At 72.3% G+C, this 15,602-nt stretch carries 16 protein-coding genes, 2 tRNA genes and 1 pseudogene; 13 read left to right on the top strand and 6 right to left on the bottom strand.

The features are described 5' to 3' along the window. Positions 1-30 precede the first annotated feature (30 nt). The 5 genes from gyrA (at position 31) to IE219_RS26495 (ending at position 5,286) form a co-directional block, all read left to right on the top strand. Complete coding sequence (gyrA, locus tag IE219_RS26475; protein WP_189981927.1) at positions 31-2,637, top strand: DNA gyrase subunit A; 2,607 nt, start codon at positions 31-33, stop codon at positions 2,635-2,637. A 106-nt stretch (positions 2,638-2,743) separates the two neighbouring features. Further along, positions 2,744-3,316 (top strand): DUF3566 domain-containing protein, encoded by a 573-nt coding sequence (locus IE219_RS26480; RefSeq protein WP_189981929.1) that lies wholly within the window; start codon positions 2,744-2,746, stop codon positions 3,314-3,316. A gap of 100 nt (positions 3,317-3,416) precedes the next feature. After that, a tRNA-Ile gene (locus tag IE219_RS26485) sits at positions 3,417-3,490 on the top strand. Positions 3,491-3,637: 147 nt separating this feature from the next. Next, positions 3,638-3,772 carry a DLW-39 family protein gene (locus IE219_RS26490; RefSeq protein ID WP_208809277.1) on the top strand — a complete coding sequence of 45 codons (135 nt, stop codon included), beginning with the start codon at positions 3,638-3,640 and terminating at the stop codon, positions 3,770-3,772. Positions 3,773-3,942: 170 nt separating this feature from the next. Continuing rightward, entirely contained in the window at positions 3,943-5,286 is a 1,344-nt protein-coding gene (locus tag IE219_RS26495) for a hypothetical protein (protein WP_229850020.1), read from the top strand. 130 nt (positions 5,287-5,416) lie between these two features. Here IE219_RS26495 and IE219_RS26500 read toward each other — a convergent pair whose 3' ends face one another. Together IE219_RS26500 and IE219_RS26505 are read right to left on the bottom strand one after the other, a co-directional pair. Next, positions 5,417-6,709, bottom strand: coding sequence for a serine/threonine-protein kinase (locus tag IE219_RS26500; RefSeq protein ID WP_189981931.1), 1,293 nt, complete (start codon positions 6,707-6,709; stop codon positions 5,417-5,419). A 43-nt stretch (positions 6,710-6,752) separates the two neighbouring features. Continuing rightward, entirely contained in the window at positions 6,753-7,304 is a 552-nt protein-coding gene (locus IE219_RS26505; RefSeq protein WP_189981933.1) for a helix-turn-helix domain-containing protein, read from the bottom strand. Positions 7,305-7,431: 127 nt separating this feature from the next. Here IE219_RS26505 and IE219_RS26510 point away from each other — a divergent pair. Next, positions 7,432-7,504 (top strand) — tRNA-Ala (locus tag IE219_RS26510). A gap of 103 nt (positions 7,505-7,607) precedes the next feature. Here the strand turns inward: IE219_RS26510 and IE219_RS26515 are convergent. Then, complete coding sequence (locus IE219_RS26515; RefSeq protein ID WP_373298890.1) at positions 7,608-8,033, bottom strand: hypothetical protein; 426 nt, start codon at positions 8,031-8,033, stop codon at positions 7,608-7,610. A gap of 64 nt (positions 8,034-8,097) precedes the next feature. Further along, positions 8,098-9,048, bottom strand: a complete 951-nt coding sequence (locus IE219_RS26520) for an RNA polymerase sigma-70 factor (RefSeq protein ID WP_189981935.1) — start codon at positions 9,046-9,048, stop codon at positions 8,098-8,100. A gap of 271 nt (positions 9,049-9,319) precedes the next feature. Between IE219_RS26520 and IE219_RS26525 the strand changes: the two genes are divergently transcribed. Next, the gene (locus IE219_RS26525) at positions 9,320-9,676 is read left to right on the top strand and encodes a DUF6344 domain-containing protein (RefSeq protein WP_189981937.1); all 357 of its coding nucleotides are present in this window, start codon (positions 9,320-9,322) and stop codon (positions 9,674-9,676) included. A gap of 348 nt (positions 9,677-10,024) precedes the next feature. On the opposite strand, the gene IE219_RS26530 is transcribed toward IE219_RS26525, so the two are convergent. Further along, positions 10,025-10,729, bottom strand: a complete 705-nt coding sequence (locus IE219_RS26530) for a DUF5324 family protein (RefSeq protein ID WP_189981939.1) — start codon at positions 10,727-10,729, stop codon at positions 10,025-10,027. Positions 10,730-10,924: 195 nt separating this feature from the next. Here IE219_RS26530 and IE219_RS26535 point away from each other — a divergent pair, with 195 nt between their 5' ends. Further along, positions 10,925-11,449 (top strand): peptidylprolyl isomerase, encoded by a 525-nt coding sequence (locus IE219_RS26535; RefSeq protein ID WP_189981941.1) that lies wholly within the window; start codon positions 10,925-10,927, stop codon positions 11,447-11,449. 22 nt (positions 11,450-11,471) lie between these two features. Beyond that, the gene (locus tag IE219_RS26540) at positions 11,472-12,338 is read left to right on the top strand and encodes a rhomboid family intramembrane serine protease (RefSeq protein ID WP_189981943.1); all 867 of its coding nucleotides are present in this window, start codon (positions 11,472-11,474) and stop codon (positions 12,336-12,338) included. Positions 12,339-12,716: 378 nt separating this feature from the next. On the opposite strand, the gene crgA is transcribed toward IE219_RS26540, so the two are convergent. Continuing rightward, positions 12,717-12,971, bottom strand: a complete 255-nt coding sequence (gene crgA, locus IE219_RS26545; RefSeq protein WP_189981945.1) for a cell division protein CrgA — start codon at positions 12,969-12,971, stop codon at positions 12,717-12,719. Between the two features lie 140 nt (positions 12,972-13,111). Between crgA and IE219_RS26550 the strand changes: the two genes are divergently transcribed. From IE219_RS26550 to IE219_RS26565, 4 genes and pseudogenes are all read left to right on the top strand, one after another. Then, positions 13,112-13,891: a DUF881 domain-containing protein gene (locus IE219_RS26550; RefSeq protein ID WP_189981947.1), complete on the top strand. Its 780-nt coding sequence runs from the start codon at positions 13,112-13,114 to the stop codon at positions 13,889-13,891. 171 nt (positions 13,892-14,062) lie between these two features. Next, positions 14,063-14,224: a hypothetical protein gene (locus IE219_RS26555; RefSeq protein WP_189981949.1), complete on the top strand. Its 162-nt coding sequence runs from the start codon at positions 14,063-14,065 to the stop codon at positions 14,222-14,224. Beyond that, complete coding sequence (locus IE219_RS26560) at positions 14,221-14,859, top strand: aminodeoxychorismate/anthranilate synthase component II (RefSeq protein ID WP_189981951.1); 639 nt, start codon at positions 14,221-14,223, stop codon at positions 14,857-14,859. The genes IE219_RS26555 and IE219_RS26560 overlap by 4 nt, the downstream gene beginning before the upstream one ends. Continuing rightward, positions 14,856-15,602: pseudogene (locus IE219_RS26565) on the top strand (hypothetical protein); the annotation flags it as partial. The gene IE219_RS26560 and the pseudogene IE219_RS26565, both read left to right, overlap by 4 nt.

Here is a 15,602-nt window from a genome sequence, read left to right on the forward strand (position 1 = left end):
CTGACCGCACGAAAGGACTGACGACCAGCAATGGCCGACGAGAACACCCCCGTGACCACCGACGAGGACCAGGAACCCGTGCTGCGGATCGAGCCCGTCGGGCTCGAGACCGAGATGCAGCGCTCGTACCTCGACTACGCGATGTCCGTCATCGTGTCCCGCGCGCTGCCCGACGTCCGCGACGGCCTCAAGCCCGTCCACCGGCGCGTGCTGTACGCGATGTACGACGGCGGCTACCGGCCCGAGAAGGGCTTCTACAAGTGCGCCCGCGTCGTCGGCGACGTCATGGGCACGTACCACCCGCACGGCGACTCCTCCATCTACGACGCCCTCGTCCGCCTCGCCCAGCCCTGGTCGATGCGGATGCCGCTGGTCGACTCCAACGGCAACTTCGGCTCCCCGGGCAACGACCCGGCCGCCGCCATGCGCTACACCGAGTGCAAGATGGCGCCGCTGTCGATGGAGATGGTCCGCGACATCGACGAGGAGACCGTCGACTTCACGGACAACTACGACGGCCGCAACCAGGAGCCGACGGTCCTCCCGGCCCGTTTCCCGAACCTCCTGGTCAACGGCTCCGCCGGCATCGCCGTCGGCATGGCGACCAACATCCCGCCGCACAACCTCCGCGAGGTCGCCGAGGGCGCCCAGTGGTACCTGGCGCACCCCGAGGCGAGCCACGAGGAGCTCCTCGACGCGCTGATCGAGCGCATCAAGGGCCCCGACTTCCCGACCGGCGCCCTCGTCGTCGGCCGCAAGGGCATCGAGGAGGCGTACCGCACCGGCCGCGGCTCCATCACCATGCGCGCGGTCGTCGAGGTCGAGGAGATCCAGAACCGCCAGTGCCTGGTGGTCACGGAGCTGCCCTACCAGACCAACCCGGACAACCTCGCGCAGAAGATCGCCGACCTGGTGAAGGACGGCAAGATCGGCGGCATCGCCGACGTCCGCGACGAGACCTCGTCCCGGACCGGCCAGCGCCTGGTCATCGTGCTCAAGCGCGACGCCGTCGCCAAGGTCGTCCTGAACAACCTGTACAAGCACACCGACCTCCAGTCGAACTTCGGCGCCAACATGCTGGCGCTCGTCGACGGCGTGCCGCGCACCCTCTCCCTGGACGCGTTCATCCGCCACTGGGTGACGCACCAGATCGAGGTCATCGTCCGCCGGACGAAGTTCCGGCTGCGCAAGGCCGAGGAGCGCGCCCACATCCTGCGCGGCCTGCTCAAGGCGCTCGACGCGATCGACGAGGTCATCGCCCTCATCCGCCGCAGCGACACCGTCGAGATCGCCCGCACCGGCCTGATGGACCTGCTGGCGATCGACGAGGTCCAGGCCAACGCGATCCTGGAGATGCAGCTCCGCCGGCTCGCCGCCCTGGAGCGCCAGAAGATCATCGCCGAGCACGACGAGCTCCAGGCGAAGATCGACGAGTACAACGCGATCCTCGCCTCCCCGGAGAAGCAGCGGACGATCGTCAGCGAGGAACTGGCCGCGATCGTCGACAAGTTCGGCGACGACCGGCGCTCCAAGCTGGTGCCCTTCGACGGCGACATGTCCATCGAGGATCTCATCGCCGAAGAGGACATCGTCGTCACGATCTCCCGCGGCGGCTACGTCAAGCGCACCAAGACCGAGGACTACCGCTCGCAGAAGCGCGGCGGCAAGGGCGTGCGCGGGACGAAGCTGAAGCAGGACGACATCGTCGACCACTTCTTCGTCTCCACCACCCACCACTGGCTGCTGTTCTTCACCAACAAGGGCCGGGTCTACCGGGCCAAGGCGTACGAGCTGCCGGACGCCGGCCGGGACGCCCGCGGCCAGCACGTGGCCAACCTGCTGGCCTTCCAGCCGGACGAGCAGATCGCCCAGATCCTCGCGATCCGCGACTACGAGGCCGCGCCCTACCTGGTGCTCGCGACCCGCTCGGGCCTGGTGAAGAAGACCGCCCTGAAGGACTACGACTCCCCGCGCTCCGGGGGTGTCATCGCGATCAACCTGCGCGAGCGGGAGGACGGCAGCGATGACGAGCTGATCGGTGCCGAGCTGGCCTCGTCCGACGACGACCTGCTGCTCATCTCCAAGAAGGCGCAGTCGATCCGCTTCACGGCCACGGACGACACGCTGCGTCCGATGGGACGTGCCACCTCGGGCGTCAAGGGCATGAGTTTCCGCGAGGACGACGAACTGCTCTCGATGAATGTCGTCCGGCCCGGTACGTTCGTCTTCACCGCGACCGACGGCGGCTACGCCAAGCGCACCGCCGTCGACGAGTACCGCGTCCAGGGCCGCGGCGGCCTCGGCATCAAGGCCGCCAAGATCGTGGAGGACCGCGGCTCCCTCGTGGGCGCGCTGGTGGTGGAGGAGACGGACGAGATCCTCGCCATCACGCTGTCCGGCGGTGTGATTCGTACGCGAGTCAGCGAAGTCAGGGAGACCGGCCGTGACACCATGGGCGTCCAGCTGATCAACCTGGGCAAGCGCGATGCCGTCGTCGGCATCGCACGAAACGCCGAGGCCGGCAGTGAGGACGAGGACGGCGACGACGCCGTCGACGCCGAAGGCGCCTCCGAGGCGATCGAGGCGGCGGCAGCGGCCGAGGGCACCGAGCCCGAGGCCGGGGAGCACGAGGAGTAAGAGCGTGAGTGGAGCCACGGGCGCCGGGTCGGCGGCAGCCGGCGCTTCTGCAGGAACCGGAGCGTACGGTGCCCGTGGCTCGGCCACGGACTCCCAGGGGGTAGCGGTGACGGATGGCCGGGGGCAGCAGTCCCCCTACGACAGTTACAACGGGACGCTGCCCGGTGAGCGCCCCGCGGCGCAGCCGGCGGGCGCCTACCACCCGCCGAGGGCCTACGACGGCCCCCAGGGCGGCGGACAGACGCAGGGCGGCCAGACCTCCGCCGGCGCGGTCCGGCGCCCCCGGACGGGCGCGCGCACCACGCCGCGCACCCGCAAGGCACGGCTGCGGGTGGCGAAGGCCGACCCGTGGTCGGTCATGAAGGTGAGCTTCCTGCTCTCCATCGCGCTGGGCATCTGCACGGTCGTCGCGGCGGCCGTGCTGTGGATGGTCATGGACGCCATGGGCGTCTTCTCGACGGTCGGCGGCACGATCAGCGAGGCCACGGGCTCCAACGAGTCCAACGGCTTCGACCTGCAGTCCTTCCTGTCGCTGCCGCGGGTGCTGATGTTCACCTCGGTGATCGCCGTGATCGACGTGGTCCTGATGACGGCCCTGGCGACGCTGGGCGCTTTCATCTACAACCTGTCGGCCGGCTTCGTCGGAGGCGTCGAGCTGACGCTCGCCGAGGACGAGTAGTCCACGCGGGGCCGGTCCCGGAGAACCGATTTTGGGACTGGCCCCGACGTGCGCTAATCTTCAGGAGTCAGCGCGCGGGACACACACCGCAAAGCGCGGCGGGGCTATAGCTCAGTTGGTTAGAGCGCATCCCTGATAAGGATGAGGCCACAGGTTCAAATCCTGTTAGCCCCACACAGTAGAAAGACCCGGACGGTACATCCGTCCGGGTCTTTTTCGTCATGTGAGGTTTGGCGCTCGCACAGGTCACCGATCGGTATCGGTCGATGTGTAGAGTGGGTTGAAGAAGTCTCCTACGTCAACGAAAGACGAGGTCGCGCGGTGAAGAAGCTGCTCCTGGTCGCACTGGCCGCCATCGGCGGGCTCCTCGTGTACCGCCAGATCCAGGCGGATCGCGCCGAGCAGGACCTGTGGACGGAGGCGACCGACTCCGTGCCGTCCGGTTCCGGTGTCTGAGACCCACCCCATCTGAAGCCGAGATCCCGTCCGCGCCCCGCGCGGACGGGATCTCCGCGTTTCCGGGCCGCTCCGCGCCCACCCCGTGCGGACAGCGGGGGAGGGGGCGGGGCAGGATGGTCCGGCGACGGCCGCCGGGGGCGGCCGGCCGGACACGACGGGAGACGCGCGTGAGCACGCTGGCGGGGGGAACGGCCGGGAACGGCACCGGGGGTGGTCTCCGGCGGGGCGGGACCGCGGTACGGCGGGCCGCCGCCCTGGCCGCTGCCGCCGCCGCGGTGGGCACGCTCACCGCGCTGCCCGCCCACGCCGCGCAGGGTGCTCCCCCGCCCCCGTACGCCTTCGACGACACCGCGCGGCCGATCGAGGGCGCCGCCTCCAGCGCCGACGCGAAGGAGCTGGAGCCCGGAAAGAGCTACCGGGACGTCCTCAGGAAGGACGGCAAGGTCTACTACCGGCTCGGCCTCGGCACCACCGCCAACGCGTACGTCTCCGCCGTCGCCGTCCCCCCGCCGGGCGGGAAGGCCGCCTACGGCGACGGGTTCCGCATCGCGATCCAGGACGACTCCGGCACCGAGTGCGGCTACCAGGACGTGAACTTCGCCTTCGGCGACCACGCCCGGCCGCTCACCGCCTACGCCCGCCGGATCATCGACCCGGACGTCTCCTCCTGCCAGGAGACGGGCACGTACTACGTCGTCGTCGAGCGCGAGTCGGACAAGGAGTCCGACCCCGGCGACTGGCAGCTGGAGCTGCGGCACGTCAGCGAACCCCTGCTCACGAAGACCGGCCCCACCAAGCTGCCCGAGTCCTGGGCCTCGGCCACCCCCGCCCCGCTCACCGGCACCCCCGTGCCGAGGCCGGGCGGGAACGGCTTCCACACCGCCGTCTCCCTGGAGAGCGGCGCGTGGCGGGCGGACATCCGCCCCGGCCAGACGCTCTTCTACCGGGTGCCGGTCGACTGGGGGCAGCAGCTCTTCGCCCGCGCCGAACTGGGCAGCAGCGCCACCGGCGACGACCTCGTCGGCAACGCCCTGGCCTTCGGCCTCGACAACCCCGCGCGCGGCTTCGTCGACCTGGAGACCGTCGGCTACAGCGGGAAGCAGACCACCGTGGGCATCGACCCGCAGCGGCCGGTCGCCCACGAGAACCGCTCCTCGTACGAGACCGCCACCAGCGGCATGCGGTTCGCCGGCTGGTACTACCTCACCGCCACCCTCAGCCCCGCGATGGCCGAGAAGTACGGCGACGGGGCGGTGCCGCTGATCCTGCGGGTGCAGGTGACCGGGAAGGCGGGGCCGGGACCGGGGTACGCGGGCGACCCCGGGCCCTTCCAGGTGACGGCCGGTGACCGGGACGCGGCCGAGACCGGCGCGAGCGGGCCGCGGGCGGCCGGCGGCGGCACCGCGATGACGGTCCTCGCCGCGGGCGGCATCGGCCTGGGCACCGTCCTCCTGGTGGGCCTCGGCGCCTGGACCCTCCTGGCCCGCCGCGCGGCCCCGCACCGCGCCTGAGACGCGGACACGGACGCGGGACCGGACCCGGCGTCAGGAAGCGGACCCGGGAAGGGTGTCGGGTCCGGCGCCGGGTCCGACACCCTTCCCGGCGCCCGACCCGGCGTCAGACCCGAGGCCCGTTCCGGTGTCAGACCTGGGTGAGGGCCCAGAAGCCGACCGCGAGCGACACCAGCGCGAGGAGCAGCACCGGGACCGCCACCTTCGGGGGTGGTCCCGGCCGCCGTACGGGCGCCGCGAGCGGCCCGGAGAACGGCTCCGGCGGCGCCGCGGGGGCCGGAGCGGCGTGCGGGGCGTACGAGGGCGTGGTGGGGGCGTACGGGGCCGCCTGCGGCCCGGTGGCGGGAGCCGGCGCCGGGGGTGCGTCCGGCGCGGGGCCGTACGCGGGGCCGTACGCGGGCGCGGGCGCGGCGGGGACAGGCGGGGGCGCGGTACGGGCGGTCGGCGGCGGCAGGTGGAAGCTGCCCGTCTCGGACGGCGAGGGCACCGGCACGGGCTCCCGGACGGCCTCCGGAGCGGCCGGGCCGGACTCCTCGGGGGCGGGCGCGGGGCCGTCCGGGCCGAAACCGGCCGGCAGCGGCCCGATCTGGTCGAAGATCTCCACCGGCTCCTCGCCGGGACCCGGCTCGGGCAGCAGCTCCATGGCGGCGGCCAGCGCCTTCCGCGCCCCCGTGGCGGTCCGGAACCTGACCTGCGGATCGGGCTGGAGCAGCCCCGCCAGGACCTGCCAGAGCGGCTCGGGCACGCTCGCGGGCGCGGGTGGGGTCCCGTACGCCGTGAAGTGCTCCACCAGGGCCTGGGAGTCCGGCCTGGTGCCGTGCAGCAGATAGAGCGCGACGAGGCCGACGGCGTACAGGTCGGCCGTGAAATCGGGCTCCGCGCCGAAGAGTTGCTCGGGGGCGAAGTAACCGGGAGTGCCCACCACGTAATGGGTCTCGGTGAGCCGGGGTTCGCCCTTGCGCATGGAGATGCCGAAGTCGGACAGCCGCAGGTGCGGGCGGCCCGCGCCGGTCGCCTCCATCAGGATGTTCGCCGGTTTGATGTCCCGGTGGACGACCCCCTCCGCGTGCACGGCGGCCAGCCCGGAGAGGAGCTGGTCCAGCAGGACGCAGACGTAGCGGGGCGGCAGGGGGCCGTAGTCGCCGATGACGTGGGCGAGCGAGCCGCCGGAGACCAGGTCCATGGTGAAGAGGACCTGGTCGTCGTCGGCGGCCCAGCTGGCCGGCGCGAGGACGTGCGGGTGGTCGATCCGCAGCGCCTGCTCGCGGACGAAGCGCAGCAGCGTGTGCGCGTCGCCCTGCCGGAGCACCTTGACCGCCACGTACCGGCGGCGGCGGTGGTCCCAGGCGCGCCACACCGCGCCCGCCCCGCCCCGTCCGATCGGGTCGATCAGCTCGTACCTGGCGGCGAAGACCTCGCCCATGGCCGCACCCGCTCCCCGTCGCTCGTGCCCGCTCGGTGTCGTGTCAGTTCTGGTGCGCCTCGTAGTGGGCGACCGCGTCCGCGGTCCGCCCGGCGCCGTACACCCTGAGGAACTCGGCCAGTTCGGGATGGGCCGGGGCGAGGGAGTCGGCGGCGTCGATGATGTCCCCGGCGGCGGCCACGGAGCGCAGCAGCGACTGGATCTCGCGGACCACCCGGCGCACGGTCGGGGCGCCGGAGCCGTTGGCGGTCTGGCCGCCGGCGGCGGTGAGGACGGAGCCGCCCTGGGACTTCTTGATCTCGTCCATCCGGTCGGTGGCCTCGGCGGCGCTGACGCTGCCGTCGGCGACCTGGACGGCGAGCTCCTGGAGGGCCTGCACGCGCTGGACCACGGCCGGGTTGCCGATCTTGGCGCGCTGGCCGCTCATGAGCTGGGAGAGCATGGGGGCGGAGAGGCCGAGCGCGGCGGCGAGCCTGGCCTGGTTGAGTCCGAGGTCGTCGATCAGCCGGCGGAACAGCGCTCCCAGCGGCTCCCCGTACCAACTGCGCTGAAGCTCCCGGGCTCTTGCCGTGGCTTCCTGCTGCGCTGCGTCCATGCTTCTCCCCATCCCTGCGGTTCGCCACTGCGAACCTCGGGCAGCATCTTACGGAGCGTGGTCGTCCACCGGGAGTCCCCACCTTTTGCCCGGGACGGGGTGGGACCCGGTACGCTGTTCTCGTTCCGGGGCCTTAGCTCAGTTGGTAGAGCGCTGTCTTTGCATGGCAGATGTCAGGGGTTCGACTCCCCTAGGCTCCACTCCCCGAAAATGCCCTCCGAAACCGCGGGAACGCGGTGCGGAGGGCATTTTCCGTGCGCGGGTTCTCCGCGCGGGGAAAACCCGCTCCTTCAGGGAGCGCGATCATCGCGCCGGGCGGGTGCCTCCGGTCAGGACGCGGGCCAGGTCGAGGACGCTGAGGGCGCACAGGGTGACGCCCAGGGGGACGTGGAACGCGGGCAGATGGGCGATGCCCAGGACGACCTGGACCGAGGCGAGGACCAGGAAGCCGGTCGCGTACAGGATCGGCCGGGGGGTGCCGCCGCCGGGCCGCCAGGCGAGGACGGCGGCCGGCAGGTAGAGCATCGTCGCGCCGTACATCACCCGGGAGCCGATGTCGTGGAGCAGCGCGCCGGTCGGGGAGACGAGCAGCGCGCCGGCGGTGCCCGCCTGGAAGAAGAGGGCCGCCGTCTGGAGGCCGATCGAGACCTTCAGGGCGGTCGCGCCCCGGGCGGTGACGGGGCGGGCGGGGGTTGCCGCCGGGGCGGTGGCGATGGTCTGTCCGGACACGGGAGGGGGCCTTTCCGGGGAGGGCGAGGGGAGGGCGAGGGGAGGGGAGGCGAAGGGGCGGGCGTCAGCGCAGGGTGAGCGGGGTCGGGGTCGTGACGCGGGTGAGCTTCTCCGGATTGCGGACCACGTACAGGCCGGTGACCAGGCCCTCCTCCACGCGCAGCGCCATCACGCTGTCCAGCGCTCCGTCGAGGAGCACCGCGAGCGCGGGGCCGCCGTTGACGGAGGCGGGCTCGCAGGTGACCCGCGCCTCCGTGCGGAGCCCGCCGCCGAGATAGAAGCGGGCCACCTGGCCGGCGCCGACGATCGGGCGCACGGCCGCCCGCCGGATTCCGCCGCCGTCGCCGATCAGGGTGACGCCGGGGGCGAGGAGTGCGAGGAACGCCTCCGTGTCGCGGTCCTCCAGGGCCCGGCGGAAGGAGTCGGCGACCGCACGCGCCTCGCGCGCGCCGACCGCGACGCGGGGGCGGCGGGCCCGTACGCGCGCGCGGGCGCGGTGCGCGATCTGCCGGACCGCCGCCGGGGACTTCCCGACGGTCGCCGCGATCTCGTCGTACTCCACCGCGAAGACCTCGCGCAGGACGAAGACGGCCCGCTCGGTCGGGGCCAGCGTCTCCAGGACCAGCATCATCGCCATGGACACGCTCTCGGCGAGCTCGACGTCCTCGGCGACGTCCGGCGAGGTGAGCAGCGGCTCGGGCAGCCACGGGCCGACGTACGCCTCCCGGCGGCGCCGGACGGTCCGCAGCCTGTTGAGGGCCTGCCGGGTGGTGATCCGGACGAGGTACGCCCTCCGGTCGCGGACCTGGTCGAGGCCGACGGCGCTCCAGCGGAGCCAGGTCTCCTGGAGGACGTCCTCGGCGTCGGCGGCCGAGCCGAGCATCTCGTACGCGACGGTGAAGAGGAGGTCGCGGTGGGCGACGAAGGCCGCGGTCGCCGGGTCGCCGGACACGGGGTCGCCGGTCGCGGGGGTGAACGTGCCTTCTTCCGGGGCCTGTTCGGTGGTGCCGTCCATGGTGTCCCGCCTCCGTCCGCCCCGCCGTCGCGGGGTTCCGGCCTCAAGACACCACGGGGCCGTCCCCTGTGACAGGGGTGTGACGAGGCTCACGCGGGAGGAGGAGGGGCGGAGGCGGCTGGTCCGGACGGGTGGTGTTCATCGGAAGAACTGCGCGGACACGGCGTCGCTCCGCCGGATCCGGGGCCGCATCCAGATCATGAGAAAGGTATGTAAAGCGCGCAACCCGAAATGAACCATCCGAGAACACCGCACCCGAAAGTGAGGGGCCATGGCCACCGCCAAGGTCAAGCAGTTCTGGACCGCCTTCGTCTCCGTCCTCTTCGCCCTGCTCGCCTCCGTCGGCCTGGCGGCCCCCGCCACCGCGCGGACCCAGGTCCCGGTCACCCAGCCCGAGGAGTCCGCCGGCGCCGCCGTCGCCCCCGCCGGGACCGCCGCGGCGGTCACCGTGCCGAGGCAGGCGGAGCGGTGGTCCCCGGCCCGCCGAGGCGCGCTGCCGCCCACCATCAAGCAGCGCATCGGAGCCGAGGCCCACGGTTCGTCGCCCGCCGTACGCCACCTGAGCCCGGCCGCGCCGCTCGCGGACGACCCCGGGGCGCTGACCGAACTGGCCCTCGCGGCGGCCTGAGGTGCGCGCACCGGAGGACGTACCGGATCGTCCGGACGCACCGGACCCGTCCACCGCCTCGCACGCGCACCACGCACCCTGTGAGCACCACACACCCCACAAGCACCACGCGCCCCGCGAGCCGCGCGCCTCGTCTTCGGCGCACGCCCGGCCCGCACCCCGCGCCCCCTCCACGGCGCACGCCCCACGCACGGCATACGCCTCATCCAAGACGCACGCCTCATCCACGGCGCACGCCTCATCCAGGACGCACGCCTCATGCGTGACGCGCGCACCTCGCGCACCGCACGCGGCACCCGCGGCACGCGCGGCGTATGCGGCGCACGTACCGGACGTGCCTGGTCCGGTTCAGGAGCGGTCGCCCCGCTTGCCGGGCTCCGCCCCGGCGTCCGTCCCCGGCTCCGCCTCCCGCTCGACCTCCAGCTCCTCCTCGACCTCCGCCTCGGCGAGCACCTCCGGTGCGGCCGGCGCACCCGGTCCCTCGTCCACGTCGGTGGGCGCGGGCGGTTCGACCAGCCAGTCGGGATCGGTCTGCCGGTCCCACCACCTCCAGGCGACGAAAGCGCCGCCGAGCAGCACGCCGACCACGGCGAGACCCTTGACGAACCGGCCCGCCCTGGCCCTGCGCTCCTGCCTCCTCACCAGCTTCCGGACGTCGTCCGGCGTCACCTGGCCCCGCAGCGCGGCCCAGGCGGCAGTGGAGCGCGACCCGGCCTCCTCCAGGACGGGAGTGGTCACGGCGACCGCCTGCTCGACGCGCGGAGCCGTGTAGTCCGCCACCTGATGGGCGACCGAACGGGTCCGGGCCGCCGCGCGGTGCGCGGCCTCGTCGACCCCCGGCGGCACGTGCGGCGCCACGTGCGCGGCGTACCGCGCCCGCGCCTGCCGAGCGGCTCCCGACACCTTGGGCGCCAGCCGCACCCGTGCCTCGTGCGCGTAGTGCGCGGCCTGGTCCCTGGCGGTGCAGGCGTACGGCGCCACGGCGTCCGCCGCGTGCAGGACGCCCTCCTTCGCCGAATCCGTCGCGGCGCGCACGCTGTCCATGCGGGTCACGGGTTCCTCCTCCTCGGTGGCGAGCGTTATCGGTTTTTCACCTTTCCACCCTTTTCGGCATCATGCCTGCCGGAGTGGACTCCGGCATGCGGGGCGGGCATCCGGGGCATGCGAGGATCGGACGCGCCAGAGTCCGTGGGTGCGTGACCGACGCGTTCCGCGGCGTGACGCACGACCAGGGAGGGACGGCGGACCGTGGCCCAGCCGTACGCGATCCTCAAGACCGGCGCCGGCGACATCGAGGTGCGCCTGCTGCCGTTCCACGCGCCGAAGACGGTGCGGAACTTCACGGAGCTCGCCACCGGCGGGCGCGAGTGGACCCATCCGGGCACCGGCCAGGTCTCCCGGGACCCCCTGTACGACGGGACGGTCTTCCACCGGGTCATCGGCGATTTCATGATCCAGGGCGGTGACCCGCTGGGGAACGGCACCGGCGGTCCGGGCTACGAGTTCCCGGACGAGTTCCACCCGGAGCTGTGGTTCGACCGGCCGTACCTGCTGGCGATGGCCAACGCGGGGCCGGGCACCAACGGCTCCCAGTTCTTCATCACGGTCGCCCCGGCGACCTGGCTGAACCGCAAGCACACCATCTTCGGCGAGGTCGTCGACAAGGCGAGCCGGGCCGTGGTGGACGCCATCGCGGCGGTCCCGGCCGATCCCCAGACGCACCGGCCGCTGACGGACGTCGTGGTCGAGTCCGTGGTCATCGAGCAGCGCTGACCCGGAAGGGACGCATCCGACCATGGACGCGAAGTCCGCACTGCCGCACTGCTACCGCCACCCGGGCACCGAGACCGGCATCCGCTGCACCCGCTGCGAGAAGCCGATCTGCCCGGAGTGCATGATCTCCGCCTCCGTCGGCTTCCAGTGCCCCGACTGCGTCCGCAGCGGCTCGGGCACCGGGCACGGGGCCGGCGCCAACCAGGCCCGGACCCTCGCGGGCGGCCGGGTCCGCCACGACGACCGGCTGGTCACCAAGATCCTCATCGGGATCAACGTGCTGGTGTACGGCCTGGTGCTGCTCTACGGGGACCGGCTCGTCGACCAGCTCGTGCTGATCGGCCACGCCTTCGACCCGTCGCTGAACGAGGTGGTCGGGGTCGCGGACGGCGAGTGGTACCGGCTGCTGACCTCCACGGTCCTGCACCAGGAGCCGTGGCACATCCTCTTCAACCTGCTGGGCCTGTGGGTGATCGGCGGCATCGTCGAACCCGAGCTGGGCCGGTCCCGGTACGCGCTGCTCTGCCTGCTCTCGGGTCTGTCCGGTTCGGTCCTCGCCTATGTGGTCGCCGCGCCGAACCAGCCTTCGCTGGGGGCCTCCGGCATCGTCTACGGACTGATCGGCGCGTGGGTGGTGCTCGCCCGGCGCCGACGCCAGGACATGCGGCCGGTGGCCCTCTTCGTGGCGCTCTCGCTGCTGATGACGTTCACCCGTCCGGGGATCTCCTGGGAGGCCCACGTCGGCGGTCTGGTGGCCGGCCTGCTGGTGACGTACGCGCTCGTCCAGGCGCCCCGCGAGCGCCGGGAACTGGTGCAGTACGGCGCCTGTGGACTGCTGCTCCTGATCGACGTGGGGATAGTGGTGGGCCGAACGATGTCGCTCACCTGAGCACACAGGACTGTGGACGAGCTGAAGGGGTGAGCTTTCCCCAGAGTTATCCACAGTGGAGAGCGGGTTCTCCCCACGGAGCGCAAAGCAACCAAGCCCCCCACCTCTGACCTGGGATTTCACCCGGGAGGTGGGGGGCTTTCGGTGACCCTGGGGAAAACTTCGCAGTCATACCGGCGTCAACACCGTGCGAGTTATCCACAGATCTTCGTAAGTTATCCAGTGCTGTGCACAACGCTGTGGATAAACTCTGGGGTGAGCTTGACGCGGTCGCACCGGAGCCGCTACGGAGCACCCCGAAAGGCGCCCTCGACGGGGCCTCCGAGGGGGCCTCCGAGGGGGTCTGTAACGCAGCCTCCGAAGGGGCTCGTAACGGCGTCACTTCCACTGGGTGGAGACGCCGAAGCCGGCGGCGATGAAGCCGAAGCCGACCACGATGTTCCAGTTCCGGATCGACTCCAGCGGGAGCGAGCCGTCGGTGACGTAGAAGACCACGATCCACACCAGACCGATGGCGAACAGGGCCAGCATCACCGGAGCGACCCAGCTGCGGTTCGTCAGCTTGATGTTGGTGGCCTGCTTCGCCTGCGGCGGCGTGTAGTCGGCCTTCTTGCGGATCCGTGACTTCGGCACGAGGGACTCTCCTGTCGATGCGCTGCGTGACCGCGCAGGGAACTGTGGCTGTCGCCGTGATGTGACGTAGGGGGACGGCTGCGTCCCCCGGGCGTCCGTTAGCGTAGTGGTTCCGCGGCGAAGAAGGGGATCAGGGTACGTTGAGCAATTCCGCCGACACTCCGGGCGAGCCCCCCGCCGGACCGGTCCGCGCCCCCCGATGGCGCCCCGTCCGGCTCCTCACGCTCGCCGTCTTCGCCCTCGCCGGGCTCCTCTTCGTCACCAGTTTCAACACCGCGCGGGGCACCGACATCCGTACGGACGCCTCCCTCCTCAGGCTCTCCGACCTCATCGAGCAGCGCAGCCACAAGAACGCCGGGCTCGACGAGACCACCGCCGCCCTGCGCGGCGAGGTGGACTCCCTCGCCGCCCGCGACGACGGCTCCACGGACGCCGAGGACCGCAGGCTCGCGGCCCTGGAGGCCGCCGCCGGCACCGCCGAGATCTCCGGCTCCGGCCTCACCGTCACCCTCGACGACGCCCCGCCCGGCGCCCACCCCGCCCCCGGCTACCCCGAACCGCAGGCCAACGACCTGGTCATCCACCAGCAGGACCTCCAGGCCGTCGTCAACGCCCTCTGGGCAGGCGGCGCCGAGGGCATCCGGGTCATGGACCAGCGGCTCATCTCCACCAGCGCGGTCCGCTGCGTCGGCAACACCCTGATCCTCCAGGGCCGCGTCTACTCGCCCCCCTACAAGATCACCGCCGTGGGGGACCGGAAGGCCCTGGAGAAGGCCCTCGCCGCCTCTCCCGCGCTCCAGAACTACCAGCTGTACGTGAAGGCGTACGGGCTCGGCTGGAAGGTCGACGAGCACAAGGGCGTCACCCTGCCCGGCTACACCGGCACGGTCGACCTGAACCAGGCCCGGCCCGCCGCCTGAGCCCGCCGCGGGCCGGCCCGGGGCCTTCGCGGGCGGCTCCGGGACCGGTGCGGAGCCGGGTCGGGGACCGCGCGGGGGCCGGGTTGTCCACAGGCTTCGGACAGCTTCCCCCCGACGGCCCCCTCGCCCCGTACTCTGGAGCCCGTAACGAACGGAAGGGGCGGCGACGTCATGTACGGCTGGATCTGGCGGCATCTGCCGGGCAACGCGTGGGTACGGGCGTTGATCTCCATCGCACTGGCCCTCGGAATCGTCTACGTCCTCTTCCAGTACGTGTTCCCCTGGGCGGAGCCCCTGCTTCCGTTCAACGATGTGACGGTGGACGGCCAGTGAGCGCGCGCATTCTCGTCGTCGACAACTACGACAGCTTCGTCTTCAACCTCGTGCAGTACCTCTACCAGCTCGGTGCCGAGTGCGAGGTGCTCCGCAACGACGAGGTGGAGCTGAGCCACGCCCAGGACGGCTTCGACGGCGTCCTGCTGTCGCCGGGGCCCGGCTCGCCCGAGGAGGCCGGGGTCTGCGTCGACATGGTCCGGCACTGCGCCGACACCGGCGTCCCGGTCTTCGGCGTCTGCCTCGGCATGCAGTCCATGGCCGTCGCCTACGGCGGCGTCGTCGACCGCGCCCCCGAGCTGCTGCACGGCAAGACCTCCCCCGTCGTCCACGGCGGCAAGGGCGTCTTCGCCGGGCTCCCCTCGCCGTTCACTGCCACCCGCTACCACTCGCTCGCCGCCGAACCGGCCGCGCTGCCCGCCGAGCTCGAGGTCACCGCGCGGACCGAGGACGGCATCATCATGGGCCTGCGCCACCGCGAACTGGCCGTCGAGGGCGTTCAGTTCCATCCGGAGTCGGTCCTCACCGAGCACGGCCACCTGATGCTCGCCAACTGGCTGGTGGAGTGCGGTGACAAGGGGGCCGTCGCCCGGTCGGCGGGGCTCGCGCCGGTGGTGGGCAAGGCCGTCGCGTGACCACGGGCTCGCCGTGGTTCCGGGACTCCGAGCAGCCCGGCACGGAGCCGATACCCCAGGAGCACGGAACCCGGCCGTACCCGTACGGGCAGGAGACCCCGTACGAGCAGCGCGCCCCGTACGAGCAGCAGCCGCCGTACGGGCAGGAGGCGCCGTACGGACAGGGGGCGCCGCCGTACGGGCAGGAGACTCCGTACGCGTACGACCCGGCGGCCGGGACGGGATACGGCCAGGAAACGCCGTACGACTACGGCCGGCAGCCGGCGCCCGAGTACGGGACCGCCGAGTACGGGACCACGGGGTACGAAGCCGCCGGGTACGAGACCGCCGGGCAGGAGGCCGCCGGGTACGGGACCGTCGGGCAGGGGGCGCCGGTTCAGGGGAGCCCGGCCTCCTACGAGGAGCCCGTTTACGAGAGCCCGGCCCACGGGCCCTCCTACGAGGCCCCGTACGAGTCCGTACAGGCGCCGTACGAGGCCGGTGGGGCCGAGGAGGCGGTGGAGCCTCCCGGGGCCGTGGAAGAGGCCCCACGGCCCGTGGAGGGCGTTTCGGGGCCTGGGCGTGCGGAGCGGCGCAAGGCGGCGGCCGCGCGGCAGGGCCGGGGGAAGGGCCGCCGGGGCGCCGACCGTCCCGCCACCGGTGCCGCCCCGGAAGGGACTTCGGGTGGGCGGGGGTTGTCGCGGGTGGAGGCCCGCCGCGCCGCGAAGGCCGCCAAGGACAGCCCCGGCGTCATCGCCAGCCGC

Origin of the sequence: Streptomyces termitum, assembly GCF_014650175.1 — a bacterium.
Lineage (GTDB): Bacteria > Actinomycetota > Actinomycetes > Streptomycetales > Streptomycetaceae > Streptomyces > Streptomyces termitum.

What these genes read in the sequence shown, in the direction of transcription:
- IE219_RS26555 (WP_189981949.1), top strand. Translation starts at nt 14,063, where the DNA reads ATGTACGGCTGGATCTGGCGGCATCTGCCGGGCAACGCGTGGGTACGG.
- gyrA (WP_189981927.1), top strand. Translation starts at nt 31, where the DNA reads ATGGCCGACGAGAACACCCCCGTGACCACCGACGAGGACCAGGAACCC.
- IE219_RS26505 (WP_189981933.1), bottom strand. Translation starts at nt 7,304, where the DNA reads ATGGACGCAGCGCAGCAGGAAGCCACGGCAAGAGCCCGGGAGCTTCAG.
- IE219_RS26525 (WP_189981937.1), top strand. Translation starts at nt 9,320, where the DNA reads ATGGCCACCGCCAAGGTCAAGCAGTTCTGGACCGCCTTCGTCTCCGTC.
- IE219_RS26520 (WP_189981935.1), bottom strand. Translation starts at nt 9,048, where the DNA reads ATGGACGGCACCACCGAACAGGCCCCGGAAGAAGGCACGTTCACCCCC.
- IE219_RS26500 (WP_189981931.1), bottom strand. Translation starts at nt 6,709, where the DNA reads ATGGGCGAGGTCTTCGCCGCCAGGTACGAGCTGATCGACCCGATCGGA.
- IE219_RS26540 (WP_189981943.1), top strand. Translation starts at nt 11,472, where the DNA reads ATGGACGCGAAGTCCGCACTGCCGCACTGCTACCGCCACCCGGGCACC.